Here is a 26,155-nt window from a genome sequence, read left to right as displayed (position 1 = left end):
TTTTTCCGGAGGATACCAATGTAGCAAAAGTTTCGCGCTGAAGCGCGGCTTTTTCGTCTGAAGACGAAGGCTTCAACCAAATCAGGGACAGTGAATTGGACTTGGTGAAGTAAGAGCGGCCACCGCGATTCGGCCGTGGGTCAAGGTCCGAGGAACGAGCGGCCTTGACGCGCGGGCGAATCGTAACCCCACAATTGAAAGGGTGATTTGAGGAACAGGCCTGTTCCTCAAACACCTCAGTGCAATCTTTCTTTCTCGCGGCGCAGCCGGCCTTTCCCGGCGCTTCATTCCATTCCGCGCGTTCGGGCGCAAACGCTGCCCCGCAGCGTTTGTTTCTCGCCCTCACCCCAACGGGAGGAAGGAGCGCAAGCGACTGAACGACGGGCGGGAGAGCACTTGCATCAAACGGGGCATCAAGGCACACAAGCCGAAACGACTCATAAGAATGTGTGCGCTCATGAACCGGTTGTTCCATCTTCCCCTCTCTCCTTTCAGCCGGAAAATTCGGATCGTGCTGGGTGAGAAGAAGGTGTCCGGCGTCGATCTGGTGGAAGAGCGGCCATGGGAGCGGCGGATGGATTTTCTGCTGCTCAGCCCCGCCGGGCAAGTCCCCGTCCTGCAACTCAACGGCACGACCCTGTCGGATTCCACCGCCATCTTTGAATATCTTGAGGAAACCATCCCGGAGCCGCGCCTGCTGCCGCGGGATCCTGCGCAAAGGGCCGAAGCACGGCGATTGGCCGCGTGGTTCGACATCAAGTTTCAACGGGAAGTTACCGAGAACCTGCTTCAGGAGCGGGTCAACAAGAAGCTGATGAAGTCAGGCTATCCTGACGGCGCGCGTATCCGCGCAGGCTCGGCCAATATCAAGTATCACCTCGACTACATGGGGTGGCTACTGGAGCGGCGGCACTGGCTCGCCGGGGAGGCGCTCACGATTGCCGATATCAGCGCGGCGGCGCATCTATCGTGTCTCGATTACATCAACGATGTGGATTGGGGCCGCAATGCCGCCGTCAAGGATTGGTACGCGCGGATCAAATCCCGCCCGTCCTTCCGCCCGCTTTTGAATGACACGGTGCCCGGTTTTACCGTACCGTCCCATTATGCGAACCTCGATTTCTGATCCATGCTGACCGCACAGGCCATACGCGCCAAGGCGGAAGAATTTGGATTTACGGCGACCGGGATCACCACGCCGGACGCGATTCCAGACGCCGCCGGGCGGCTCGGCGCGTTTCTGGATGCGGGCTATCACGGGCAGATGACCTGGATGGCGGAGCGCGCGGCATGGCGCGGCGATCCGGCAGCCCTATGGCCCGAGGCCCGCTCTGTCATCATGCTGGCCGAAGCCTACACGCCCGACAGCGACCCGATGGCGCTGCTGGATCAGCCGGATCACGGCATCATCTCCGTCTATGCTCAGAACAGGGACTATCACGACCTCGTCAAAAAGCGGCTCAAGCGGCTCGGTCGTTGGATGATCGAGCAGGCAGGCGGGGAGATCAAAGTCTTTGTCGATACCGCCCCCGTGATGGAAAAGCCGCTGGGGGCGGCCGCGGGGCTGGGGTGGCAGGGCAAACACACCAATCTGTTGAGCCGCGATCTCGGCAACTGGTTTTTCCTCGGCGCGGTGTTCACCACGCTTGAGCTGGAACCCGATGCGCCGGGGCAGGATCATTGCGGCTCTTGCCGGGCATGTCTTGATGCCTGCCCGACGGATGCGTTTCCCGCGCCCTACCAGCTCGATGCGCGGCGCTGTATTTCCTACCTCACGATTGAGCATAAGGGGCCAGTGCCGATTGAGTTGCGGGAAAAGATGGGCAACCGGATTTACGGTTGCGACGATTGCCTTGCCGCCTGCCCATGGAACAAATTTGCCGTGGCCGCACGGGAGGCCGGGTATTGGGCGCGGGTCGAGTTGCGCGCGCCACGGCTCGATGATCTGGCGGCCCTCACCGACCAAACCTTTCGCGAGGTGTTCGCCGGCTCCCCGATCAAGCGGATCGGGCGGGATCGATTCGTGCGCAATGTGTGTTATGCCATCGGCAATTCCGGCGATACGGGGCTGCGCCCGGCGGTGGTTGCATTGCGCTCAGACCCCGACCCGACCGTGGCAGAGGCGGCGCATTGGGCGGCAGCGCGGCTCGATACAGCAGCAAAGGACCAGCCATGACGAAAACCCTCCTTAGCATTGGCCATGGCTATTCCGCGCGCGCGCTTGGCCGGCGGCTTGTGGCCGATGGGTGGCGCGTGATCGGAACCACCCGCAGCGCAGAGAAGGCCGAGGCGCTGCGCCGGGACGAGGTGGAGCCGCTGATCTGGCCCGGTGCCGACCTTGCCCCGGCCATCACGGAGGCCACCCATATCCTGACCTCCGTCGCCCCCGGTGAGGCGGGCGATTCGGTGCTGGAGGCAGCGGGCCCGGCGCTGCGCGCGGCATCGCCCGAATGGGTCGGATATCTCTCAACCATTGGGGTCTATGGCGACCGGCAGGGCGATTGGATTGATGAAAGCGCCGATCTGCGGCCTTCCACCAAACGGGGGGAGGCGCGGGTGGAGGCGGAGGCGGCATGGGCCGCCCTCGGCCAGCCCTTGCACATCTTCCGGCTCGCAGGGATTTATGGCCCCGGTCGCGGCCCATTCTCCAAGGTGCGCAAAGGGACGGCGCGCCGGATCATCAAGGAGGGACAGGTGTTTTCGCGCATCCATGTGGAGGATATCGCGACCGTCCTTGCCGCGAGCATCGCCCGCCCGCGCCCCGGTGCGATCTATAATGTATGCGACAATGAACCCGCCCCGCCGCAGGACGTGATCGCCCATGCGGCACAACTCTTGGGCCTGCCCGTCCCGCCCGCGATCCCGTTTGAAGAAGCGGAGATGTCGCCGATGGCGCGCAGCTTCTATTCGGAATCGAAACGCTGCTCGAACGCCCGCATCCGGGAGGAGTTGGGCGTCACAATGGCCTACCCGGGTTACCGGGCTGGACTTGCTGCCCTTCTGGACGACTGACCGCTTTGCCTGGCAAAGCGCCGCGCCGCGTGCGCCCCTTTAGGGGGCAGCGCGCGGCGCGGCTTCTCTTTGGCTAGAGACGACCCGCGCCCATCCGCTCTGCCGTCTCTGCTGGGCGGGTGCCGGGTGAGGCGTTGGCTTCGGCGGCGGCGGCCTCGGCCTTCAGGGCGGTGCGCAGGGCAGCGGGGGTCAGCGACGGATCGGCCATCAACATGCCGACATAGGCCCGCGCCGCCATCGCCGACGAAAAGCTCGTTCCGCGATAATAGCGGACCGATCCGCTGGCACTGCCCGCGGCCCCGATGAAATCGCGCACCGCACTCTTCTCTGACGGATAGGACAGGTCCGGCCCGTCGCGATAGCTGGCGCTGCCCACCTGTGCCGTCACCGGCCCGGCGGAGCTGAACGTGGACATCTTGAAATCCTGCGCCCGGTGGCTCGCCAGAACGGTAGTTTCGCGCCCGGTGGCAATCGGGCTGATGGTGCCGGCCCGTTTCACCCGCGCCTCAGGCCGGTCATGCTGCTCAATCCCGCCGATCGCGTTATAGAGCCGGTATTCAGGATCGTCGAAATAGGCTTGCCGCCCTTTCGGCACGAAACCATCGGGCGTATCGCCCCGCTCCACCCACATATCGAGCACCTGTTCCGGCGCAAGGTTTGCGGCAACGCGGATCATCCACGCGCCTCCGGTCGGCGCACTCTCGCTGGGGCGCAGCGCGAGGGTCACTTTCACCCGCGCCTCCCCCGGCATATCCTCCGGCACATCCTCTTGCTGATAGAGCCGGGCAGTCACGCCGCCCTGATCCCATTCCCAAACCGTGCCCGGCACAATCGTGGCAAGGTCCAGTTCCGGGCCAAGCGGCGGAGTGATCTTGAGCGCCAGATCAGCACCCGACACACCCGCCGGGAGCCACACCTGCACAAATTCCGACAGGCGGCTGTCGGGCTGCACACGCAGCATCATCTGCTGCGGGCTGGCCAGTTCCGCGCCAGTATAGCGCGCATGAGAGCGGCTTTCATGACCATTCCCGACGGGCAGGCAAATCGCCTTGAGCCCATCCAGCCCGATCATATCGTCGAAATATCGCTCCAGCGTGCTCAGGCCATCATGCCGCCCGGCATAGGTACCAAAGCTGATATTGATGACAACCGGCAACCTGAAATCGGAGCCAAGGCCATGGGCCGCTGCGACCTCCGCCGACAGGCTGCCCGCCTGCCCCATGATATAGGATACGGCTTCGCGCACCACGGCGTTGAAATGCACGCCATATGTGTCGCCCACGATCTCGGCAGGGAGTTGGACCGCGATGATCGGGTTCCGGTCGCCCGGCCCCATCTCCTCCCCCGCGGCAAGATCGGAGATGAACGTGCCATGGGTGCGGGAGCGCGCGGCGGGCCGCTGCACCCGCGCCGTTCCACCGGCAAGGCCGAAGGCCCGGTTGAACGCCTCCTCATCCACGATCCCGTTATAGGTATGCGCGGCAAGGCCAGCGTCGATCTGAGCCTTCAGGAATTCCTGATGATGCGGCACGGACCCACCCTGTTCGGAGGCGTTCATGTTCCAGAACGCCGCGATCCGGCTCTCATTCAGGCCCGCGCGAAACCGGGCATTGGCAATTGCCATCCCGAAATCAATCACGCCTGAGATCACCGCATCCGGGCCAAGCCCGGGATAGCTGGCGGAAGGGCCTGCGTTGAACGGCGCGGGAAACGCGGCCTCCGGCAAGGCCGCGCTTTCCTCGATCACCACGGTTTGCGGATTTCTGAGCGCGACCAGATCGGCAATGTCATCCGGCTTGGCATAAACCACGACCTGCCGGTCGCCCGCGCCATTGGGATTCATATCCGACACATATGGCCCCGGACCGCCCAGCCCCCGCAGCCGATCCACTTCGTTCATCAGGCGCTGATATTGCCCCTGATTGGCAAGCTGGAACACGAGCGGCAAAACCTGCCCGTGATCCGGCGTCGCCCCGCCACCGGGCTGCGCGAAGGCATTCCAGTGGCGATAGGCGTCCATCTCCCGTGGGAGGGTGAAAGAGGACCACATGGATCAGGTCCACTCTTTCTTGGCCTGACGCCACAGATAGTTGAGCATCTGATCGCCAGTGCTGTCCATGATCCATGTCGCCTTATCCTCGACATAGGGGGCGGCGCCCGGATTGGGCGTGCCGGAATAGATCGCATCAAACGCATCCGCGATGGCGCGCGGATCGAAATCCTTATCCGCGCATTGGTTCGCATCGAAATAGACGCCATGCATAGTGCCAGTGCCGGCCCGGAACCGCTCCAGCAGATAGAGGCCGATGGACGTGCCGAGGATCTGCCCCGCGCTGGAATCAATCGGGTAATGCACGCCTGCCACGACACGGTTCGTCGCGATCCGTGCGGCCTGACGCATGAATTGCTCGGTCCAGACATGATTGTTCGGGCCGTAAACCTGATCCTGCCGGTCCTTGGTCAATTCGGCCATGACCGTTGCCACGGCGAAGCTTTCGCCCGCATGACCCGAGGGGAACGCGCCATGGGGCGGGGTCTGGATCATCGGCTGCACTTGCGCGGACAATTCCTGCGGACGGCGCACCGCGAGCACGTTTTTCATGTTCATCTCCACCGTCACGGTGGTGCGCAGAACGAGGCTCAACAGCTCAATCGTCCAGCGGGTGCGCGCGGGATGCAACAATCCGATGGTGCCCATGAAGGACAGGATGTCACCCGTCTGGCTGAAAATTTCCGACGCGCGGTCGGCCCGCAGATCGGCATAGGTGCGCAGATAGGGAAGCTGTTTGAGGAACACATTGGTAATATCGGGGCGCGGCAGTGCGACAATCGCATGGCTTTCCGCCGGGCTATCGGCGAACGGGTCAGCACCGCCAACCGGGTCCATATGGCGCGCGACGCACCCGGTTGAGCCATCGGGCATCTGCGCGGTTTTCACACCGAGTTTCGCATGAACCACACTGTCAAAGACAGACGCCCGGACGGTCGCGCTCCACCGCTTGAGGTTTTTCGGATCATCCCCGTCAAGCGCGGGCGGGGCTGCGACCGGATCAACCCAAGTGCCAACGATGCCGTCCCGCGCACTCAGCAGCGCGCCAGAGGAGTAAGAGGAGATCGCTTCGCCCACATTGCCGACATTGCCAACGTTACCGACATTCCCGACGTTGCCTACATTGCCGACATTGCCGACATTGCCCACATTCCCGACGTTACCGACATTGCCAACGTTACCCACGTTGCCGACATTCCCGACGTTACCCACATTGTCTTGGCTCACGGTTCATCCCCTTCAAACTGACCTAATTTGTCCGGCGTAATGCGCGGACCTCTGCCGATTTGGGCAAGGCTTTACCTTTTGGTCAACGTGGAGTTGTATATCGAGACGGAATTCACGGGTTTTTAACGCAACACTCGGTCACGACTTTCTTCGCGGGTCGCAGGCAATGGTTTGCAATCCAATCGGCTTGCCGTCATAATTATCGTGGAAAAACAACACGTCTGTAAGTGTGAAATGGGTGAGTCCAAGGCCGCGCTGCATGTCCGACTACTGGGGTCTTTTCACGTTAAGACCGAATCGGGCGAAGATCTGACGCCGCGCGGGGCCAAAGCCCGCGGGGTGCTTGCTCTCGTTCTGCTTGCACCGGATATGAAGCGGCCCCGGGCCTATCTGCGCGATATGCTCTGGAGCGACCGTGGCCCGGAGCAGGGATCAAGCAGCCTTCGGCAGGCCATTGCAGAGATTAAGCGATATTTCGGTGACTATGCCGATGTGCTTCAGGCGGATAATCGCAGCTTTGGCCTTGATCCCACGCGGATCGTGACGGACATGTATACCGACCCGCCACAGTCCCGCGACATCCCCTATCTGTTTGAAGACCTGATGATCCGCGACCCGGTCTTCAACAAATGGCTGACGGAGCGGCGGGCGGATCGCGCCCCGGCGGTGTATCCAACCACCTACATCACTGCGCAGATCCCACGCGGGGCAGAGGTGCAATATATCGACATCCCGCGGCTCACTGTTTCCGTCGGTGCCAATGAAACCGGGAAAAGCGGTCAGGCGCAGGAAATGGCGCGCAGCATCGTGCAAAGCATCCGGGATTGGGGCGCGGTCGATGTTATCCATGCGGGCGATACCGACGCGGACGACCTTGACGGGTTCACGCTGAATGTGGGGCGCGGGCAGACCGATCAGATGCTCAGCGCCAGCATGTCCTACACGCAGGGTGGGCGGCGGCGGTTTCTTTGGGGTCAAAGCTATCCGATGCTCACCCCGCACGAATTGCGGCAAAACCAGTTTATCAACCTGTGCGTGGACCGCGCGATTTTCGCGCTGGTCCATGATGGCCCCAAAAGGGTCAGCGGCCAGCGCGCGACGCTCAATTCCTTTGTCGCGGTCGATTATATCTTTCGCCGCAAGGGTAAGTCGGCGGAGGAATCGCGCGACCTGCTGGAGCAGTGTTTTCAGCGGGACCGGCGCGGCATTCACCTTGCGTGGCAAGCATTCCAACTGACCTACACCATCGGGGAGCGGCGGGCCGAGGATCGCGATGCGGTCAAGGACGAGGCGCGGCAACTGATCCACCGCGCGATTGAGTTGGAGCCGAACAACGCGATGGTTCTGTGCATCGGCTCTTATGTTCACAGCTTTCTGTTGGGGCATTTCAATGCCGGGCATGATCTGGCGTCGCGCAGCGTGGCGCTCAATCCCGCCAATCCCATCGGCTGGGCATTCCTGTCGGCGGTGGAGGGGTATCAGGGCGGCTATGAAGAGGCGCATTCCTATTCCACCTTCGCGCGCAACATCTCTGGCGAGGGCAGCTACCGCTATATGATCGACGCGATGTGCTGCGTGACCGCCACGATTTCGGGCCGGTTTGACGAGGCCATCTCCGTCGGTGAAGCCGTCCATAGCCTCAATCCCGATTACGCCCCGCCCATGCGCTATCTCGCGGCGGTCTATGCGATCACCGGACAGCCGGATCGCGCGCGCGATATGGTCCAAAGGCTGCAACGGATCGAGCCGGACTTCACGCTGGGCAAGCTTTTGGACGCGACCTACCCCACCGCTGCCCTGCGCCTGTCCGGTCGGTTGAGTGAAACAGATATTGCGTGACCACAGGGCAGCACAGATGATGCCCCACCGCCAAACAAGGACAGGATCAGCCCGATGAATCGCCGCACCGTACAGGATTACATCCGCACCATTCCCGACTTCCCCCATGAGGGGATCATGTTTCGGGACGTAACCACGCTGTTCAATGATCCGCGCGGCTTTCGCATGGCGATTGACCTGTTGCTGCACCCATATGCGGGTATGGATATCGACCGGGTTGTGGGGCTGGAGGCGCGCGGCTTCATCCTTGGCGGCGCGGTGGCGCACCAATTGGCCGTCGGGTTCGTCCCGATCCGCAAGAAAGGCAAGCTGCCCCATGACCGGATCGAGCAGGATTATACGCTCGAATACGGCACCGCGACGGTGGAGATACATACCGACGCGATCCAACCGGGAGAGACGGTTTTGATCGTGGATGACCTCTTGGCCACTGGCGGCACGGCAGAGGCGGGTATCAAATTGATCGAGCGTCTGGGCGGGAAAGTCGCGGGCTGCGCCTTTGTCGTGGACCTGCCCGATCTGGGCGGGCGCAAGCGGCTTGAGGCATTGGGCGTCGATGTCCATGCGCTCTGCGCGTTCGATGGCGAATAAAAACTTGTCGAAATTTACGCGCATTAAGCGTTGGGTAAGGAATCGGCGCTAATTCCTGTCCTTGTCGAGCCACCCACTCGGCAGCTGCTTGCATGTATCGGACGGGTATGACGGGTTCATCCCCCATTTCGATCACCTTAGCGCCCCTTCCCCCACCCAGGAAGGGGCGCGTTTCGGTTTGGGCTTATGTTCCACAGAACGTGCGTCGCACTTCCTCCTCCGGCTGGGGGGGTGCTTCGAACTCCGTGAAATCGGCGCGGTCGGTATAGGGGGCGGCAAGGACGCGGCCCAACCTCTCAAAAACCGAAAAATCCCCATCCTGAGCGGCGACAATCGCGGCCTCCACCCGGTGATTGCGCGGGATGTAGATCGGGTTGACCTCCGCCATGCGGGCACCCGCATCCTCCGACAACGCGGCCTGCCATGATGGCAACCACTCCTTGAGCGCCGAAGTGTCGGCAAAGAGCGCCTCCAGCCCCTGCGCCGATCCGCCCTGCGCCAGCACCGTCAGATGCCGGAAAAAGAGCGTATAATCCACGCGCCCCTCTGCCATGAGGCTGAACACGCCATCAATAGGCTCAGTCATGCCAGGGCGCAGGCCCAGTTTGGCGCTAAAGCCCTCGACATGGGCGGCCTCAAACAGCGCCGGGAAGGTATCCACGGCGGCTTGCGCGCGCGTCACGCCATCCTCCCCGTCCCCCAAAAGCGGCAAAAGCGCCTGTGCCAGCCGCGACAGGTTCCAATGCGCGATGCGCCCCTGATTGGCCCACGCATAGCGCCCGCCCCGGTCAATGGAGCTGAACACCTTGCCCGGATCGAACCCATCCATGAAGGCGCAGGGGCCATAATCAATCGTTTCCCCCCCGATGGCACAATTGTCGGTGTTCATCACGCCATGGATGAACCCAAGCTGCATCCAGCGCGCGACAAGCCGGGCCTGCGCCGCCCCGACCGCACGCAAAAGCGCGTCATAGGGATGATCGGCTTCTGTCGCGTCGGGATAATGGCGCGCGATGGCATAATCCGCGAGGGTGCGCAGGGCGTCGGTGTCGTTGCGCGCGGCGAAATACTCGAACGTGCCGACACGCAGATGGCTTTGCGCCACGCGGGCGAGGATCGCGCCGGGCAGCGGCCCGTCCTCCCGCAGCACCGCGTCGCCCGTGGTGACAGCGGCCAGCGCGCGGGTTGTGGGCACGCCCAGCGCGTGCATCGCCTCACTCACCAGATATTCGCGGATCACCGGCCCGATTGCCGCGCGCCCGTCCCCGCCACGGGACCAGCGGGTCCGGCCCGACCCTTTCAACTGGATATCGCGGCGGATGCCATCGGTGCCGATCACCTCCCCCAACAGGATCGCCCGCCCATCGCCAAGCTGGGTCACGAAATTGCCGAACTGGTGCCCGGCATAGGCCGCCGCAATCGGCTCTGACCCGTCCGCCACCGCGTTGCCCGCCAGCATCGCCAGCCCGTCAGCACTCCGCAAAAACGCCGGATCAATCCGCAACAGCCGCGCCAGATCGTCATTCACCGCGATCAGTTGGGGCGCGGATGACGGTGACGGCACACGATGTTCAAAGAAACCATCGGGCAGGCGGGCATAGCTGTTATCGAACGGGATCGGTTGGTTCATGGTTGGCACTCCTCATTCCCATCAGATAAGCTCTCCGCCAGAAAAGATCACCCCGACGCTCAAATTCACGCCATGTCAATTTATGGCCACAGTGCTGGGTCATGGGGACGCAAGCAAAAAGAGGATCACCCCAATGGCAGGTAAGCCCAAGGGCAACAAATATTACGGCCCCGTCGCTGAAAACTACGTCCGCCGCCGGAAAAAGCAGCAATGGTGGCATCAGGAACAGGCCGCGATGGAGGCGTTGCTGACAAAACTCCCCGATGGGCTGTCGGTTCTGGATGTGCCCTTTGGCACCGGGCGCTTTACCAAGATGTTCGATGCCAAAGGATACGATATCCACGGGCTCGACATCTCTGGCGATATGCTGGCGGCGGCACGGGCTGAGAATGGCGATGCCCTGATTGATGCCTGCACGCTGGAGATCGGAAGCTCCGACAATCTGCCGTTCAAGGACAGGCAGTTTGACCTTCTCGTGTCGGTCCGGTTTCTGAGCAACATCATCGTCAAGGATGTGGCCCTCGCCAGCCTTCGGGAGTTTCGCCGGGTGACCGATGGCCACGCGATCCTGCAACTGGCCTATACCCATGAGGGCGGGATCGACGTGCCGGGCAATGAGGTCATGGATGATCGAATGTCCAAGAAAGACACAATCGGCATTCTCACCGATGCCGGGTTCAAGGTGATCGACCAGATCGGCGTAAAGGACGTGGAGGAAAACAACTCCACCATCTACATGTTCTTGTGTGAGACGGTCTAAGGCCGGTCAGGCTGATTTGAGGCTCTGCGCCATGGCGTGAATTTGCGGAACCAGCACATCGGCAGGTTCCGCCGCGTCGATCCGCATGACATGGGTGCCACGCGCAGCGCAGCGGTCGGACAGCACATCCATCACCCGGCGGGAATGGGCGAAATAGTCCTCCACCTCCGCCGTGCTGCGATTGCGCAAAAGGCGCGGCAGGCCACGGGGCCGCGCGCTCATCCGCTCCAACAGGGTCTCCACATCCACATCCGCGACGACAAGCGCGTCAATCTTTGGCGCGCTGTCGATATAGGCGATCCACTCCGCCTCGGGCTTTCCCACCGAAGCCGCGACCGCGAATTGCACAAATCCCTCATCCGCAACAATGATGCCAGTGTTGCGCCAATAGTGATCCGCAAAGAAGTAGTTGGACATAAACAGCGTCGGCCACAAGAGCGACGATCCCTCGACCGTCCGGGGATCGGACAGGTAGCGATAGGTATCGGGATACACGGTCGCGAACCGCGCGGCACCCAAAAGCCCGGTGCGCAGACCCGCAAGCGGCCCTTTCTTGACCGAATCGAGGATGCGGGCCCGCGTGCCATTATTGGCCGAATGGTATCCCGCGCCCTTGTGACGGGCGAACAGGAGTTGGGAGAGGTAAGTCTTGCCGGATCCCGGCAGACCCGTCAGCTCGATATACATAGGGGCGACTGCCTGTCAGGTTGGTCCGTCACGCTACGCTAGTGGCGGATGGGGCGGGCGTCCAGTCGGGTCAGGACCGGCCCGATTTCAGATCCTCATAGGCGGCCTGCCAGTCGCTGATCTGCTGGCGGGCATTGCGCAGCCCCTCCATCGTCGTCTCAAGGTCGATTTCCTTTTCGCGCAGCACGTTCGTGAGGCGAGCTTCGGTCTGTGCAAGGGCGGCTTCGGCCTCTGCCTGTTTTGCCTCAGCGAGGGCGGCGCGTTCCGTCATCGTCTCGATCGTGTCGATGCTGTCATCGCGCGCGCGGGCAAAGCTGGACCAGACCCAATGCAGGATCCATCCCAGCAGCATCGCGCCCAGCAGGCCAAGCGTCATCAGAACGGTCAACTCGTCTCTGGTCATTCGTCCGGTCCTATCAAGCGAATTTCGATCCGGCGGTTGGCCGCGCGGCCTTCTTCGGTGTCGTTGTCAGCGATGGGATCGGCCTCACCATAGCCGCGCGCGACCATCCGGTCGAGGAAGATGCCTCGGCGCAAAAGCGCATCCAGAACGCTCTCCGCCCGCGCGGTGGAGATGGCAAGGTTCACCTCCTCCCCGCCGCGATTGTCGGTATAGCCGGAGATTTTGATCTGTTTGGAGCGGCATTCCAGCAGGATCTCGGCAATTCGGTCGAGCCTCCGGCCGCTTTCCTCATCAATCACCGCGCTGGAGGGGGCAAAGGCGATCTGCCCTTCCTGCAACACCTCGTTGACCCGCTGCTCACAGATGCGCGCGGTCAACTCGGACCGCGCCGCCGGGGTGGCATCGGGGCGGTAACTGACCGCGAGGGTCACATCCAGCGAGGGATCGAGGGTTTTGGACAGGGTTGCCTCCAGCCGGTCGGCAATATCGGGCTGCCCGCCCACCCCCGTCAGGCGCACAGATCCCGCGCCGATGCTGGCCTCCCCTTCGGTCAACTGGCCCAGCGCCTCGATCACGGAAAGGGTGTCGGCCAAGCGGGCGGAGGACGCAGCCTCACCCATCACTGTCACCCGGTCACTGCCAAAGGCCGCTTGCGCATAGGCCAGCATCGCGGCATCCGAGCCGGGCGTCGGCAGGCGCCCGTCAATGGTCACGCCATCCACCTCGTTCAGCACGACGCGCAGCGGCGGCGCAGTGGCATCCGGCGCGGCATCTGGCAGCATCTCAAGCGGGGCCAATGTGTAGCCCGCAGGCAGAGCCGTCACCAGCGCCTCCCGCGCGGCATCCCGGCGGCGCTCCGTGACGGTGCTGTCGGCGCGGAATGTCACGTTCTGCGCCACCACTGCCGCATCGCCCGCGCTGATCGTATTGAGCGCCGCCAGCACCGCCTCTGCCGCGACGATCCAATCATCGGGCGCGCCAGAGCCGATCTGGCAGGGCATCTCATCCTCGGCCATCTCAAGGGAAGTCATCAGACGCATCAGCCGGGCCACGCTTTCGGCATCGGGCATCGTGCAATCGGTGATCCGGTACGTCCCCGGTCGCTTTTCCACCACCAACCGATAGGTAAGTATCGGTTGCGCGGGGGCCATGATATCGAGCGACAGGGACAAGGGCGCAGGCAGGCCCGCCGCGTCGGTCAACAGCGCGCGCAGCGCCTCTGCTGCCTCCTGTCCTTCGGACACGGTGGTCACGGCCAGACCGTCCTCATGGATGCGGATTTCTCCGGTGGCAAGCTGGCCTGCGATGCGGGCGGCACTGCGCGCCAGAATGTCCCATTCATCGGGCGCGGTGGCGGGCATCCCGCTCATCAGGCTGACGATCCGGACATCGGGCGCGTATTGGCGCAGCGCGGTCAATAGAGACAACGGATCGCCCGCGAACGCATCATCCGTCAGCCGCACGCCGCTGCCCACCAGCGTGATCAACTCAGGGGAGCGCAGGATGGTGACGTTCAGCGGCACATCCCGCAGCGAGTCGGGAGACAGGACCGTCACCTCGTCCCGCACCTCCTCCCCCGCGAAGGATCGAACCGCCACGTCCAGCGCGCGGCGACGCGCAGGATCATCCGGGGCCTCCCCGGCCAAGGTCACGACCAGCCCGTCGGCAGACACAACCGCCCAGTCATGGCCCGCTGCATCCAGCGCCAGCGACACCCGCTCGACCGAGCCTTGCTCAACCGCCGCCACCACCACACGCGCCAAATGCGCCGCGCCAAAGGCCGCGCCAATCCAGCAGGACAAAACGAAAAGGATTGCTATCGCTCGCATAGCCGTCGCGTACTTGATCCCGCGCCGCGCATCAAGCGTGGCCTAGGCAAACAGCCCCGACAGCAGCAACGTCACGGCAAGGATCAGCCCTGCATCCCGGTTTGAGCGGAAAATCACCAGACATTTTGCCGGATCATCAATGTCGAGCCCGCGCATCTGCCACATCATGTGCAAGCCAAACCCCCACACCCCGACAAGCCCGATCAACATCGGCCATGTCGCACCAAGCGGCACCAGCGCCACGATGATCCCTGCGGCGGCAAGGGTGACCGTCGCGGCCAGAAAGCCGAACAGCCATTTGCCCGTCGCCGCCCCAAACAGCCGCGCGGTGGATTTCACCCCGATCAGCGCGTCATCCTCCTTGTCCTGATGGGCATAGATCGTGTCATAGAACAGCGTCCACGCAATCCCCGCGACATAGAGGAACCCCGCTCCCCAATCGACCCGACCCGTGACCGCCGCATAGGCCAGCAAGGCCCCCCAGTTGAACGCAAGGCCAAGGAACACCTGCGGCCACCAAGTAAACCGCTTGGCAAACGGATAGACCGCCACCGGCAGGAGCGACAGAACACCCAATGCAATCGCAACCGGCGGGAAGGTCAGCAAAATGGCGAACGCGATCAGCGCCTGAAAGACCAGCCACGCAAAGGCTTGCCTCTTGGTCACCTGCCCACTGGGAAGGGGCCGCGATTTGGTGCGCGCCACGGCCGCGTCGAATTTCACATCCGACAGGTCATTCCATGTGCAGCCCGCCCCGCGCATCAGAAAGGCACCCGCCGCACAGCCCAGCGCGATCCACACCGCAAGCGGCGACCAGCCCCCCGCAACCACAACGCCAAGGCCCAAACCCCACCAACAGGGCAACAGCAACAGCCATGTGCCCGCGGGCCGATCCGCACGGCTCAAGCGCAAATAGGGCCGCGCCCATGGTGGCGCGAACCGGTCCACCCAATTGGCATCGGTCGCATCGGCAACCCGGCCCGCGACGGGGCTTTCCTCTGGTGCGGTGGCGGGAGTATCGTATGGCTCAGTCATGGAGGACGTTATGACAGACCGCGCGCCGAAAATCAGGCTTTTCGTTGAGGCAGAACTGTCGCAGGGCACAGGCCTCCCGCTGGAGCGGGATCAGGCCAATTACCTCTTTAACGTGATGCGCCTGAGCGTGGGGTCCGAGATCCTGATCTTCAACGGGCGCGACGGCGAATGGCGCGCCGAAGTGGTGGAGGCGAACAAGCGGCGCGGGGTGCTCGCCTGCCGGGAGCAAACCCGCGCGCAAAGCCTGCCACCCGATGTCTGGCTTCTCTTTGCCCCGATCAAAAAGGCACGCACCGATTTCATCGTGGAGAAGGCCGCCGAACTCGGCGCGCGCGAAATTCATCCCGTGATGACCCGCTACACCAATGCCGATCGCGTGCGGCAGGACAAATTGCAGGCCCACGCCATTGAGGCGGCGGAGCAATGCGGCGGCGTATTCGTCCCTCCCGTATCGGAACCTCAGAAACTGACCGAAGCGCTCTCTGCCCTGCCCCTAGACCGCGCGCTGATGTTCTGCGACGAACGAATGGAGGCCGCAACGGCGCGGGACGTGCTGCGCTCCGCGCCACCCGGCAAATGGGCGATCCTCATCGGGCCAGAGGGCGGGTTTTCGCCGGAGGAGGCGGAGATGATTCGCACCCGCGCGAACACGTATCCGGTCACGCTTGGCCCCCGCATCCTGCGTGCCGACACCGCGGCCGTCGCAGCCCTCACGCTTTGGCAATCCACCTTGGGCGACTGGGCGGAATAGCCCCCGCGCGGCTGGACGACGTTTTCTTATGCCATTAACGTTGGCCTCACTGGCAAACATGGATGCGATGCGCGATGCCCTTCCTGCGACCCGAAGCTGTCTCTTGGCTGCGCCGACATGGCGAAACGCTCGGCGCTTTGGCGGTGTTCGGGCTCGGCCTTGCGATGTTTGCGCGGGGGGCAATCGGGGGGCTGCCGTTCTATATCGGTGTGGGCGGTTGCCTGATCCTCGTCTCGTTCCTGTTCATCCGGGGTGCGGTGGAGCGGTTGCGCCTCTCGCGCGGTCAGGTCGCACCGGGCGTGGTGCTGCTGGATGAGCGGCGCTTGGGCTATTTCGGGCCGGATACGGGCGGATTTCTGGAAACCGACAGCCTCTGCCGGGTGGAGTTGGACATCCGCAGGGGAGAGGCGCTTTGGCATCTCACAGGCGAACAGGGCGAAAGCCTGACGGTCCCTTACGGCGCGGAAGGGGCCGCGCAACTCTACGATCTTTTTGCGCGCCTGCCGGGCCTGCGCCTGTCACCGGCCCTCGACCTGATCGAAAATGAGACCCTTGGCCGCCACCTGATCTGGACGGCAACCCCCGCGACACCGGACCGGATGATCCCCCGGCCCGGCCTGCACTAGCACCGCAGCTTTTCTTTTTTCCATAAATACCTCCCGCCGGAGGCATCACACCGCAGGGGCGATCCGGCCGCAGGCCGTTACCCGTCATCCTTGAACACGGCGATATCCGCTGGCTCCAGAATGCCGGATGCACCCGGAAACAGATCTTTCAGATCGACCCGATGCGCACCGTAATTGAACACGAAACGCCGGTTGCCATGGTCCCGAATGCGCAGCTCGTCCGGCAGGTCGAGCGTCTCCACCCCTGCCCGGCCCGCAAGCTGCCGGATGATCCGGCCAAGCGCCTCCGCATCGGGCCACCCTGCGAGGTAATAGCGCCCACCCTCTCCGATCAGCGCGGCGGTGCCATCGGCGCAATGCTCAACCACGGGCGCGGTTCCTTCGGTCACCTCGCGCCACAGATGCAGCGCCCCGTTGCGCACCAGCGGCACAGGGCAATCGGGACGCAGGGTTTCGACATGCGTGACCCGCAGATCCATCCCCGGCACCTCTGGCGGCAGCGATGGGGGAATGCTGAAATCCGCCGTCTTGGCCCCGGTGCGCGGACCGATCAGGCACACGCCCTCATAGGCCGCAACCACATCGCGCAGCCCATCGGGCCACATCATCAGCCCGGGGATCAGCACCATTTTCCATGGGCTAAGGTCAGCCACATCCGGCCCCACGATATCCACCGACAGGCCCGCCTGCCGCAATCCGCGATAAAGGTCGAACACGAGCCGGAAGTAATCGCATTCCGCGCCCTGCAACTCGGCCTCCCACGCCCATTGCGCGGCATAGTCGAACACGATTGCGACCGAGGCCGCGACTGCCTCGGGCATCTGTTCCAACTCATCGGCGACGGCGCGCGCCTCCGCCAATCCGGGCGCGGCGGTGCTGTCGGGGCGCAAAAGCCCCGCATGCATCTGCTCTTGCGCGAAGGGGGCCTGCCGCCAGCGGAAATAGCACACGGCCTCCGCCCCATGGGCGATGGCCTCCCATGTCCAGAGCCGGACCATACCGGGCAAAGGCGCCGGGTTATGGGGCGCCCAGTTCACCGGACCGGGTTGCTGCTCCATCACCCACCAGCGCCCCCGCCCCACCGCGCGGTAAAGGTCATGGTGGAACGCCTGAAAATCCGGGTCGCCCTGTCGCGCGAACCGGCGTTTCCAGTCCTCCCCCATATCGGAGCGATCCTCCAGAAAGCCAAGCGGATAGCTGTCCCAACTTGCGATATCGAGGTCTTTGCCGACCGCGAAATGATCGAAATCGAGGATACGCCCCATGTAATTATGGATCAGCGGAGCGGTGGAATGCGCGCGCAGCACATCCGCCTGCGCCCGGTTGAACGCCACCACCTGGTCAGAGGTATAGCGGCGGAAATCCATGATATGCGCCGGGTTCGGCTCCGTCACCGTGAGCGTCGGCAAGTCCACCTCGTCATAAGTGCGATATTCCATCGACCAAAACACATTGCCCCACGCGGTGTTGAGCGTGTCGATCTGGCCATATTTCTCCGCCAGCCAGCCTTGAAACCCGATCCGTGCCGCATCGGAATAGCTGATCGTGGTGTCATGGCAGCCATATTCATTATCCGTCTGCCACCCGACAAGGGCCGGGTGATTGCCGTACCGCTCCGCCATCAGGCGGGTGATGCGCACGGCCTCTTCGCGGTATCCCAGATGGGAAAAGCAGTAATGGCGGCGCGATCCGAATTTGCGGGGGCGGCCCTGATCGTCCACGGCGAGCATGTCAGGATGCCGGTCAATCATCCAGCGCGGCGGCGTCGCAGTGGGTGTGCCAAGCACAACGCCCAGCCCCGCATCCCCCAGCACCTGCATCGCGCGGTCCAGCCAATCCCAGCGTAGATCACCCGGCACCGGCTCCAGCCGGGACCACGCGAATTCTCCGATCCGCACGATGCTGAGACCTGCCTCCACCATGCGGCGGGCGTCCTCTGGCCATTGCGCCTCGGGCCAGTGTTCGGGGTAGTAGCAAACGCCGAGTTTTGGGGTCATAGCTTCACATATGGCTCCACGCGGCCCGGAACGCCGGTCGCGATCTCAAAAACGCAGCCCGCCGCAGGCTCGGTGCTGAGTTGCTCATCCGACAGCCCCTCCCGCGCGGTGGTGACATAGAGGGTGCCCATATCCGCGCCGCCAAAGACGGGGCATGTCACCTGACTGGCCGGGACCATGAATTCATCATCCACCCGCCCATCCGGCGCGTGCCGCACGACAAGGCTGCCGCCCCAGCGCGCGGACCAGACATAGCCATCCGCGTCGCACACAGCGCCATCGGGGTTGCCGGGCGCGTCCCCCAGGTCGACAAACACCTCCCGCTCCCCCACGGGCCAACCCTGCTCATCCAACGGCTGAGACCAGATCACCCGCGACGGCGTGTCGGTGAAATAGGCGCGGCTTCCATCGGGCGCGATACAAATGGAATTGGGGATCGTGATCTCAGGAAAGAGCTTGCGCAACTCGCCCCCGAAAAGGCGGTAGATCGCGCCCGCTTTCGGCTGTGCCTGCCGTCCCATCGTGCCGATCCAAAAGCCCCCCATCGGATCGGCCCGCCCGTCATTGGACCGGGTGAGCGGGCTGTCATGCTCCAAATCCATGCGCGTGGTCGCCTCACCACTGTCGAGATCGACCTCAAACAGGCTGGAGGCAGACGCGACGAGCATCCGCTTTGCATCCAAAAGCCCGGCCGCCGACACCGGCTCGCTGAACAGCCACGCGCGGGTCGTTTCCCCCTGCCGTTCCAACATGCGGCCATCGTTGATATCAAACCAGATGAGCGAGCCGCGCTCCGGGTGCCAGATCGGCCCCTCCCCCAGATCGCAGACGCGGTTGTCAAAAATCTCAGCCATTATGCACCTCGTCATAGGCTGCCACGATCCGCGCGGCGCGGGTCGCCACATCATCCACGCTCATGCCCGGCTTGAACAGCGCCGATCCGATGCCATAGCCATCGGTGCCCGCCGCCGCCCAATCCGCGAAATTCTCCGGCCCAGCACCGCCCACGGCATAGACTTGGGTGCCTGCGGGCAGTACAGCCTTGATCGCCTTGATCCCCTCCGGCCCCATCAGCGAGGCGGGAAAGATTTTAAGCGCATCAGCGCCGCACTTCAGCGCCTCGAAACATTCAGACGGGCTGAACACACCGGGATAGCTGCCCATGCCGAGCGTTTTGGTGCAGCGGATCACTTGGCTGTCGCAATTGGGGGATACGATGAACGTGGCACCCGTGGCCTGAACGGCAGCCACATCCTTGGTCGTCAGAACGGTTCCCGCGCCAAGCTCTGCCCGGTCGCTGACCGCGTCCACCATCCGCTTGATCGACACAAGCGGATCGGGGGAGTTGAGCGGCACTTCGATCCGGGTGATGCCCGCGTTCACGATCGCCTCCACCATCGGGACGGCCTCATCGGGTGTGACGCCTCGCAAGATCGCAATCAGGTTACGGCTCATGTCAGTGATCCTTCATATGCAGCGGCAAGACCTGCCAGCGTCATCCGGGTTGCGTCAAGGATGCGTGCCTCCAGCCCCGTCAGGCGCAATGCCTGCGCGTAGAGCGCGCAGAGCTTGTCCGAGCCAATAAGTGCCACGTCCTGCCCCAGCCAATAAGGTTTCATCGCGGCAAGCTCCGCCCCGATCAGGATGCCCGAAAGGCGCGCGGCGGGGCTGGCGCACTCCCGCCCCACCAGCCCCGCCGCGCGGATGCTGAACAGGGATGAGGCGATCCGTTCCGGGCGCGACATCACTTCATCCACCGCATCAAGGAAGGTCTGATCGTCCCAATCGGCGGTGATGGAGTGGCGCAGCACCGATTGTTTGCTCAGAAGGCTGTGCATTTCGCCCGTCATGGCGGTGCGGAAATGGCAGACCTCTTCGGCGCTGATGCGCACCCATTTGGTGTGCGTACCGGGCAGGCAGACCACACCGTCAAAGCGCGGCTCCTCCGCGATCAGGCCCGCGATCTGCGTTTCTTCCCCGCGCATCACGTCCGCCGGATCCGCCTGTTTGATCCCCGGCAGGACAGAGACGGTGATCCGCGCATCCCGGACCGGCATCCGCGCCGGGCTTCCCGTGGGCACGGTCGGCACGTCGAGATAGGGGGCCTCCCCCCAGCCCTGCCGCGATCCGACCATGCCGCAGGCGATCACCGGCGTCGCGCCATCACCCAGCCAACTGTCGATCAGCGCGAGAAGCGCCGGTTCAAACCCGCCCGGCTCAAGCGTGTTCATCCCCGCATCCGAACTGCGCGCGGCCAGCACATCACGCCCCTGCATCGCCCAGACGCGCAGGTTCGACGTGCCCCAATCCACCGCAATCCAGTCAGGTCGAATACTCATCCCGTCACCACCACGCCCCCGTCGATCACCATCGTCTGGGAGGTCATCATGCGCGACGCGTTGGAGGCAAGGAACAGTACCCCGCCCACGATATCCTCCGGCTTGAGGTGATCCTTGAGGCAGGCGCGTGCCAGATGCGCGTCGAGGTCTTCGGGGGTGGCCCACATATCAAGCTGCTTTTGCGTCAGCACCCAACCAGGGGCGAGCGCGTTGACGCGGATCCGCTCCGGCCCCCATTCGCGGGCAAGGCCGCGCGTCATACCCGTGATCCCGGCGTTCGCGCTGACATAAGACACATAGCCCGCATTCCCCATCATGTAGCTGATGGAGGAGAAGTTGATGATCGACCCGCCCCCGGCGGCAACCATGCCCGGCTGCACCGCTTGGGCCGCGAACAGATAGGCGCGCAGGTTGATCGACTGGTTCCAGTCCCAGTCTTCTGCCGTGATGTCCATCGCTGCATGGCGTTTGTCATTGGCGGCATTGTTGACGAGCACCGTGACCGGGCCATGGGCCGCCGCCGCATCCTCCACCGCTTGTTTCAAGGCAGGTACATCGGTGATGTCACACTTGATAAAAAGCGGGCGATTGCGGTGTTTTGCCTCCATCTCATCCGCGAAGGCCGTCCCGTCAGAACGCTGCACGAACGTGACTTTCGCGCCCTGCATCAAAAACCCTTCGGTCAGGCTCGCGCCAATGCCGGAGCCGCCCCCGGTGATAAACACGGATGCGCCGTTCAGGTCTGCATATGTCGCGTCGAGTTGCATGGAATGCTCCTGTCTTTAGTGGCTTTCGCGCCAAGGGGTGCGTGTATCTTTCCCGACGAGGAAATCAAGGTCCGCGCCCCGGTCGGCCTGCAACACATGGTCGATATAGAGCCGGGCATAGCCGCGTGTGTATTGCTCCGGCTCGGCCTGCCATTCGGCGCGGCGCACGGCCAACTCCTCATCCGACACAAGGATATCGAGTGTGCCCTTGAGCGTATCGAGGCGTACCATATCCCCGGTTTTCACCAGCCCAAGCGGCCCACCGGCCTGTGCTTCGGGGGCGACATGCAGCACCACGGTGCCGAATGCGGTGCCGGACATGCGCGCGTCAGACACGCGGACCATATCGCGCACGCCCTGTTTCACCAGCTTGCCCGGAATCGGCATATTGCCGACCTCCGGCATCCCCGGATAGCCCTTCGGCCCGCAGCCTTTCAACACCAGTACCGTATCGGGCGTCACGGGCAGATCGGGATCGTCGATGGTGGCTTTCAGATCTTCGATGCTCTCGAACACATGCGCCGGGCCTTCATGCACCAGCAGGTGGTCGGACGCGGCGGAAGGTTTGATGATCGCCCCATCGGGTGCGATATTGCCCTTGAGCACCCGCAGGCCAGAGGCAGGGCGCAGCGGGTTCTGCATCGTGCGGATCACGTCCTCATTGAAGTTCTCAGCCCCCTTGGCATAGTCCGAAATGTCCTTGCCCAGCACGGTTTTCGCCGCACGCAGATGGTCGCCAAGCTCCTTGAGGATCACGGGCATTCCGCCCGCATAGCAGAAATCCTCCATCAGGTATTTGCCCGATGGCATACAGTTGACGAGGAGCGGAATGTCTTTCGCGATCTCGAAATCCTTGAGCGTCAGATCGACCCCCACCCGCCCCGCGATGGCCAACAGGTGCACCACGGCATTGGTGGAGCCGCCCACCGCCGCATTCGCGAGGATCGCGTTCTCGAACGCCTCTTTCGTGAGAATGTCGGAGGGTTTCAGATCCTCCTCCACCATCTCCACGATCCGCTTACCCGTCAGATGCGCCAGCGCCGTGCGGCGCGCATCCACAGCCGGCAGTGCCGCGTTGGTGGGCAGCGCAAGGCCCATCGCCTCAACAAGTGACGCCATGGTGGACGCCGTGCCCATCGTCATGCACACCCCGGCAGAGCGGCTCATGCCACTTTCCGCCGCCATGAAATCCTGCAAGGTCATGTCGCCCGCGCGCACGGCTTCTGAGAATTTCCAGACATCCGTGCCGGAACCGATATCCTTGCCCTGCCATTTGCCGTTCAGCATCGGGCCGGAGGACACGACAATCGCGGGCAGATCGACCGATGCCGCGCCCATCAGCTGCCCCGGCGTGGTCTTGTCACAGCCGCCAAGCAGGACCACGCCGTCAATCCCATAGGCGCGGATGCATTCCTCCACATCCATCGCAAGAAGGTTGCGAAACAGCATCGCCGTGGGCTTCATCTGCGTCTCGCCCAAGGACGTAACGGGGAATTCCACTGGAAAGCCCCCGGCCTCCCAGACACCGCGCTTCACGCCCTCCGCCAGCACGCGCAATCCGCTGTTGCAGGGCGTCAGTTCGGACCATGTGTTGCAAATGCCGATGATCGGGCGCCCGTCGAATGCGTGATCCGGAAAGCCCTGATTTTTCATCCACGACCGGTGGATGAAGCCGTCCTTGTCGTTCTTGCCGTACCATGCGCGGCTGCGCAGTTCTTTCTTATCGGTCATGCGAGGCGTTCCCCTTGAAACACATAGATGCTGGCAGGCTGGGTGACGGGTGGGATCAGGCCCCGGCCCATCAGGGCTGCACCGGAGAGGGTGATGGCCCCCTCACGAAATTCGGTCTGATTGCGGGACCACATCGCCGGGATGTCATCCGCATTCAACAGGCGCACGCGGTAGGTCGCGTCCCGCTCCAACCCGGTCAGCGGCACCGGGCGGGGCATCACGCTGCGGGGCGTGCCACGCTGGCCCAGCCACAGCGCGAATTGGCTGCCATCGCGGGCCACGGCCATCTCCCCGAACCGTTCGGGATCGTCAAGGTCAAGGAGGTGCCGCCGCGCAGGCATCAGCCAATCGCGATTGCCCTTCCACCAAGCCGTGATGTGGGTGAGCGTCGTGGCCTCCGCATCAGTCAATTCGCGCGGGTCCATCTCAAACCCGAAATGGCGCTGCGCCGCGATCCAGCCGCGCAAGGCGATCGGCAGCACGCGTCCAGAGGTGTGGCACGCGCGCGGCCCGACATGGGAGCCGGTGACCTCCGGGATCAGGAAAGGCAGCGCCTCCGCCTGCATCCGCATCCGCTCCAGCGCGTCATTGCTGTCAGAGAGCCACACCCGGTGGGTCCGCTGGAGGATACCCCAGTCTATCCGCCCGCCGCCCGACGCACAGCTTTCAATCTCCACCGCCGGATGGGCAGCGCGCAACCGGTCCAACAACGCGTACACCGCCTCCGCCTGATGATGATCAGGGAAGGGGAGCACACGGTTATGATCCCATTTGAGGTAGTCGATGTCATACTCGGTCAACAGCGCATCGAGACGCGCGAACAGATAGTCGCTCACCTCAGACCGCGCGATATCGAGCACCATCTGGTTGCGCCCCAGCGGCTGGTCAGGGGCGCCAAGCACCCAGTCAGGATGCGCCCGGTAAAGGTCACTGTCGGGGTTCACCATCTCCGGCTCGACCCAGAGGCCAAACACCATACCGAGTGATTGCACATGCGCGATCAGCGGGGTGAGGCCATCGGGGAATTTGTGCCGATCCACGACCCAATCGCCAAGGCTCGTCGTGTCGTCATTGCGGCCCTTGAACCAACCGTCATCCAGCACGAACCGCTCCGCGCCCAAATCGGCGGCGCGGGTGGCGATGGATTTCAACTCATCAAGGTTATGGCGGAAATAGACCGCCTCCCAGCAATTGTAATGCACCGGGCGCGGGCGGGCCGGATCGGGGAAATCCACAAGGCCGCGCAGATGCGCATGGCTTTGCTCCGTCAGGCCATTCACGCCCGCATCCGACCGCATCAGGTACAGCGGCCCGGCGGTCACGTCGTCGGCACCCCCATGGGCGAGCATCGGACCGAACATCACCTGACGGCGACCATCGGGCAATTCTTCCGCGACCATGCGGTGCCCGGTGGATTGACCCAGATGCAAGCCAAACACTTCGCCTGTGGTGTTGCGGATCGGACCAGCGCCGAGGATCACGCCCGGAAACGCCTCATGACTTGTGCGCCCGTCGCGGACCTCCCGCAGATGCGCGCCGACGGTCCACGGGATGTCTTGGCGCGAGAATTCACCGGTCCAGCGCCCGGCATAGCTGCGAAAATGCGTTCCCGTGGCAGGCGCAGGCAGGGCCGGGGCGGCAAGCCAGCGAATACCCGGCCCTTCGAGCCGCGCGGACAGGGCAATAACGCCGCTTTGCGCGCACGCATCCGCCGTCAATGTGTAGCGGTAGCCATCACCCTCAAACCGGGTCACAGCACCCGACTGGCCCTGAAGCCGGAGCATCGGCGCGCCGGACACATCCGCGCCCAGATGACCGGGAAACATGTCTCGCGCCAATGGGCAGATGGTCATCTTGGGTCGCGCATCCAGCATCCCGCCCGTCACCTCATCGGGCAACAGGGCGCGGGTCAGCGCCGCCAAATCCTCGCCCATGGGCAAGGGCGCGCCCCAATAGGCCACCTCCGGCAGCCCCCCGTCCTTGCTTGCGAAAACGAGGGTCTGACGGGGGGTATCAACCCGCCAGACATGGCTCATTTCACGGCACCCAATGTCAGACCGGCGATGAAGTGCTTTTGCATCAGAAAGAACATCATCACAGGCGGCAATGCCGCGATGATCGACCCTGCCGAAAGCATGTTATAGGCCACGCCATATTGCGCGTTGAAGCTGGTGATGCCTGCGGTGACGGGCTGGCTTTCCGGCCCTTGGGTGAGCACCACGGCCCAGAAATAGTCATTCCAGATGAAGGTGAACACGAGCACCGCCATGGCGGCGAGCGCAGGCTTCATCAGGGGCAGCACGACGAACCAGAAAATCCGCCATTCGCGCACGCCCTCGACCCGCGCGGCTTCGATCAGTTCCATCGGCAGCGCGCGGATAAAATTGCGCATGAAGAGCGTGCAAAACCCGGTCTGGAACGCGATGTGGAAAAGCACAAGCCCGGTTTTCGTGTCATAAAGCCCCAGATCCAGCGTCAAATCCCGCACCGGGATCATCAGGATCTGGAACGGCACGAAATTCCCAGCCACGAACAGAAAGAACACAAACAGGTTCGAGCGGAACCGGTAGATGCCCAGCGCAAAACCGGTCATCGCGGACAGCGCGACACAGCCCAGAACCGTCGGCACGGTGATGAACACCGAGTTGAACAGATAGCGCGGCATGTCACTGTCGGTGAACACGCGGGTATAGTTCACGATGCCCTCAAAAGAGGACGGCGCGCCCCAGTAATTGCCCATGGTGAAATCGCCACTCGGCTTCACGGAAAAGATGGCGACCGCAATCAGCGGCAGCAGCCATGTGATCAGCGCGAGCGGCAGCAGGCCCTGATAGGTCAACTGCCATGAGCGGGACGTTTTTTCGATCGGTGTGGGAAACAT

The 26,155-nt window shown here is 63.3% G+C and carries 23 protein-coding genes; 8 read left to right on the top strand and 15 right to left on the bottom strand.

Annotated elements, in window-relative coordinates; translation table 11 throughout:
- The first annotated feature begins 457 nt into the window (after positions 1-457).
- From fzlA to FHS89_RS03155, 3 genes are read left to right on the top strand one after another with little or no spacing between them, the layout of a single operon-like run.
- Entirely contained in the window at positions 458-1,126 is a 669-nt protein-coding gene (gene fzlA, locus FHS89_RS03165) for an FtsZ-binding protein FzlA (protein WP_184008387.1), read from the top strand.
- A gap of 3 nt (positions 1,127-1,129) precedes the next feature.
- Entirely contained in the window at positions 1,130-2,176 is a 1,047-nt protein-coding gene (gene queG, locus FHS89_RS03160; RefSeq protein ID WP_184008385.1) for a tRNA epoxyqueuosine(34) reductase QueG, read from the top strand.
- Positions 2,173-3,012 (top strand): SDR family oxidoreductase, encoded by an 840-nt coding sequence (locus tag FHS89_RS03155; RefSeq protein ID WP_184008383.1) that lies wholly within the window; start codon positions 2,173-2,175, stop codon positions 3,010-3,012. The genes queG and FHS89_RS03155 overlap by 4 nt, the downstream gene beginning before the upstream one ends.
- Before the next feature lie 73 nt (positions 3,013-3,085).
- On the opposite strand, the gene FHS89_RS03150 is transcribed toward FHS89_RS03155, so the two are convergent.
- Positions 3,086-5,062 (bottom strand): S8 family serine peptidase, encoded by a 1,977-nt coding sequence (locus FHS89_RS03150; RefSeq protein WP_184008381.1) that lies wholly within the window; start codon positions 5,060-5,062, stop codon positions 3,086-3,088.
- 3 nt (positions 5,063-5,065) lie between these two features.
- Entirely contained in the window at positions 5,066-6,289 is a 1,224-nt protein-coding gene (locus tag FHS89_RS16410; protein WP_184008379.1) for a phosphatase PAP2 family protein, read from the bottom strand.
- Positions 6,290-6,523: 234 nt separating this feature from the next.
- Between FHS89_RS16410 and FHS89_RS03140 the strand changes: the two genes are divergently transcribed.
- Positions 6,524-8,128 carry an AfsR/SARP family transcriptional regulator gene (locus FHS89_RS03140; protein WP_184008376.1) on the top strand — a complete coding sequence of 535 codons (1,605 nt, stop codon included), beginning with the start codon at positions 6,524-6,526 and terminating at the stop codon, positions 8,126-8,128.
- A 54-nt stretch (positions 8,129-8,182) separates the two neighbouring features.
- Positions 8,183-8,719, top strand: coding sequence for an adenine phosphoribosyltransferase (locus FHS89_RS03135; protein ID WP_184008374.1), 537 nt, complete (start codon positions 8,183-8,185; stop codon positions 8,717-8,719).
- Positions 8,720-8,903: 184 nt separating this feature from the next.
- On the opposite strand, the gene FHS89_RS03130 is transcribed toward FHS89_RS03135, so the two are convergent.
- The gene (locus FHS89_RS03130; protein ID WP_184008372.1) at positions 8,904-10,349 is read right to left on the bottom strand and encodes a protein adenylyltransferase SelO; all 1,446 of its coding nucleotides are present in this window, start codon (positions 10,347-10,349) and stop codon (positions 8,904-8,906) included.
- Between the two features lie 133 nt (positions 10,350-10,482).
- On the opposite strand from FHS89_RS03130, the gene FHS89_RS03125 reads away from it, so the two are divergent.
- On the top strand, positions 10,483-11,109 hold the full coding sequence (locus FHS89_RS03125) for a class I SAM-dependent methyltransferase (protein WP_184008370.1): 627 nt from the start codon (positions 10,483-10,485) through the stop codon (positions 11,107-11,109).
- 6 nt (positions 11,110-11,115) lie between these two features.
- On the opposite strand, the gene FHS89_RS03120 is transcribed toward FHS89_RS03125, so the two are convergent.
- The 4 genes from FHS89_RS03120 to ubiA all read right to left on the bottom strand — a co-directional run bounded on the left by FHS89_RS03120 (position 11,116) and on the right by ubiA (position 15,063).
- A complete protein-coding gene (locus FHS89_RS03120) occupies positions 11,116-11,796 on the bottom strand; it encodes a nucleoside/nucleotide kinase family protein (protein WP_184008368.1) in 681 nt (226 codons plus the stop codon).
- A gap of 70 nt (positions 11,797-11,866) precedes the next feature.
- Complete coding sequence (locus FHS89_RS03115) at positions 11,867-12,199, bottom strand: hypothetical protein (RefSeq protein WP_184008366.1); 333 nt, start codon at positions 12,197-12,199, stop codon at positions 11,867-11,869.
- Complete coding sequence (locus FHS89_RS03110; protein WP_184008364.1) at positions 12,196-14,028, bottom strand: OmpA family protein; 1,833 nt, start codon at positions 14,026-14,028, stop codon at positions 12,196-12,198. Before FHS89_RS03110 ends, FHS89_RS03115 begins: the two co-directional genes overlap by 4 nt.
- Before the next feature lie 42 nt (positions 14,029-14,070).
- Entirely contained in the window at positions 14,071-15,063 is a 993-nt protein-coding gene (gene ubiA, locus FHS89_RS03105) for a 4-hydroxybenzoate octaprenyltransferase (protein ID WP_184008362.1), read from the bottom strand.
- Between the two features lie 10 nt (positions 15,064-15,073).
- Between ubiA and FHS89_RS03100 the strand changes: the two genes are divergently transcribed.
- Together FHS89_RS03100 and FHS89_RS03095 are read left to right on the top strand one after the other, a co-directional pair.
- Positions 15,074-15,814 (top strand): 16S rRNA (uracil(1498)-N(3))-methyltransferase, encoded by a 741-nt coding sequence (locus FHS89_RS03100; RefSeq protein WP_184008360.1) that lies wholly within the window; start codon positions 15,074-15,076, stop codon positions 15,812-15,814.
- Between the two features lie 74 nt (positions 15,815-15,888).
- The gene (locus FHS89_RS03095; RefSeq protein ID WP_184008358.1) at positions 15,889-16,440 is read left to right on the top strand and encodes a hypothetical protein; all 552 of its coding nucleotides are present in this window, start codon (positions 15,889-15,891) and stop codon (positions 16,438-16,440) included.
- Positions 16,441-16,517: 77 nt separating this feature from the next.
- Here FHS89_RS03095 and FHS89_RS03090 read toward each other — a convergent pair whose 3' ends face one another.
- From FHS89_RS03090 to FHS89_RS03055, 8 genes are read right to left on the bottom strand one after another with little or no spacing between them, the layout of a single operon-like run.
- Complete coding sequence (locus tag FHS89_RS03090; protein WP_184008356.1) at positions 16,518-18,437, bottom strand: beta-galactosidase; 1,920 nt, start codon at positions 18,435-18,437, stop codon at positions 16,518-16,520.
- The gene (locus tag FHS89_RS03085; RefSeq protein WP_184008354.1) at positions 18,434-19,291 is read right to left on the bottom strand and encodes an SMP-30/gluconolactonase/LRE family protein; all 858 of its coding nucleotides are present in this window, start codon (positions 19,289-19,291) and stop codon (positions 18,434-18,436) included. Before FHS89_RS03085 ends, FHS89_RS03090 begins: the two co-directional genes overlap by 4 nt.
- The gene (locus FHS89_RS03080) at positions 19,284-19,892 is read right to left on the bottom strand and encodes a 2-dehydro-3-deoxy-6-phosphogalactonate aldolase (protein ID WP_184008352.1); all 609 of its coding nucleotides are present in this window, start codon (positions 19,890-19,892) and stop codon (positions 19,284-19,286) included. The genes FHS89_RS03085 and FHS89_RS03080 overlap by 8 nt, the downstream gene beginning before the upstream one ends.
- Positions 19,889-20,770: a 2-dehydro-3-deoxygalactonokinase gene (locus FHS89_RS03075; RefSeq protein WP_425502772.1), complete on the bottom strand. Its 882-nt coding sequence runs from the start codon at positions 20,768-20,770 to the stop codon at positions 19,889-19,891. Before FHS89_RS03075 ends, FHS89_RS03080 begins: the two co-directional genes overlap by 4 nt.
- 2 nt (positions 20,771-20,772) lie before the next feature.
- Positions 20,773-21,543 carry an SDR family NAD(P)-dependent oxidoreductase gene (locus tag FHS89_RS03070; RefSeq protein ID WP_184008348.1) on the bottom strand — a complete coding sequence of 257 codons (771 nt, stop codon included), beginning with the start codon at positions 21,541-21,543 and terminating at the stop codon, positions 20,773-20,775.
- 15 nt (positions 21,544-21,558) lie between these two features.
- The gene (locus FHS89_RS03065) at positions 21,559-23,274 is read right to left on the bottom strand and encodes an IlvD/Edd family dehydratase (RefSeq protein WP_184008346.1); all 1,716 of its coding nucleotides are present in this window, start codon (positions 23,272-23,274) and stop codon (positions 21,559-21,561) included.
- Complete coding sequence (locus FHS89_RS03060) at positions 23,271-25,310, bottom strand: alpha-galactosidase (protein ID WP_184008344.1); 2,040 nt, start codon at positions 25,308-25,310, stop codon at positions 23,271-23,273. Before FHS89_RS03060 ends, FHS89_RS03065 begins: the two co-directional genes overlap by 4 nt.
- Positions 25,307-26,155, bottom strand: a complete 849-nt coding sequence (locus FHS89_RS03055; RefSeq protein ID WP_184008342.1) for a carbohydrate ABC transporter permease — start codon at positions 26,153-26,155, stop codon at positions 25,307-25,309. Before FHS89_RS03055 ends, FHS89_RS03060 begins: the two co-directional genes overlap by 4 nt.

Origin of the sequence: Rubricella aquisinus (genome assembly GCF_014199445.1) — a bacterium.
Lineage (GTDB): Bacteria > Pseudomonadota > Alphaproteobacteria > Rhodobacterales > Rhodobacteraceae > Rubricella > Rubricella aquisinus.
The sequence above is the reverse complement of the archived record's forward strand: the minus strand, read 5'-3'. Positions and strand labels throughout refer to the sequence as shown.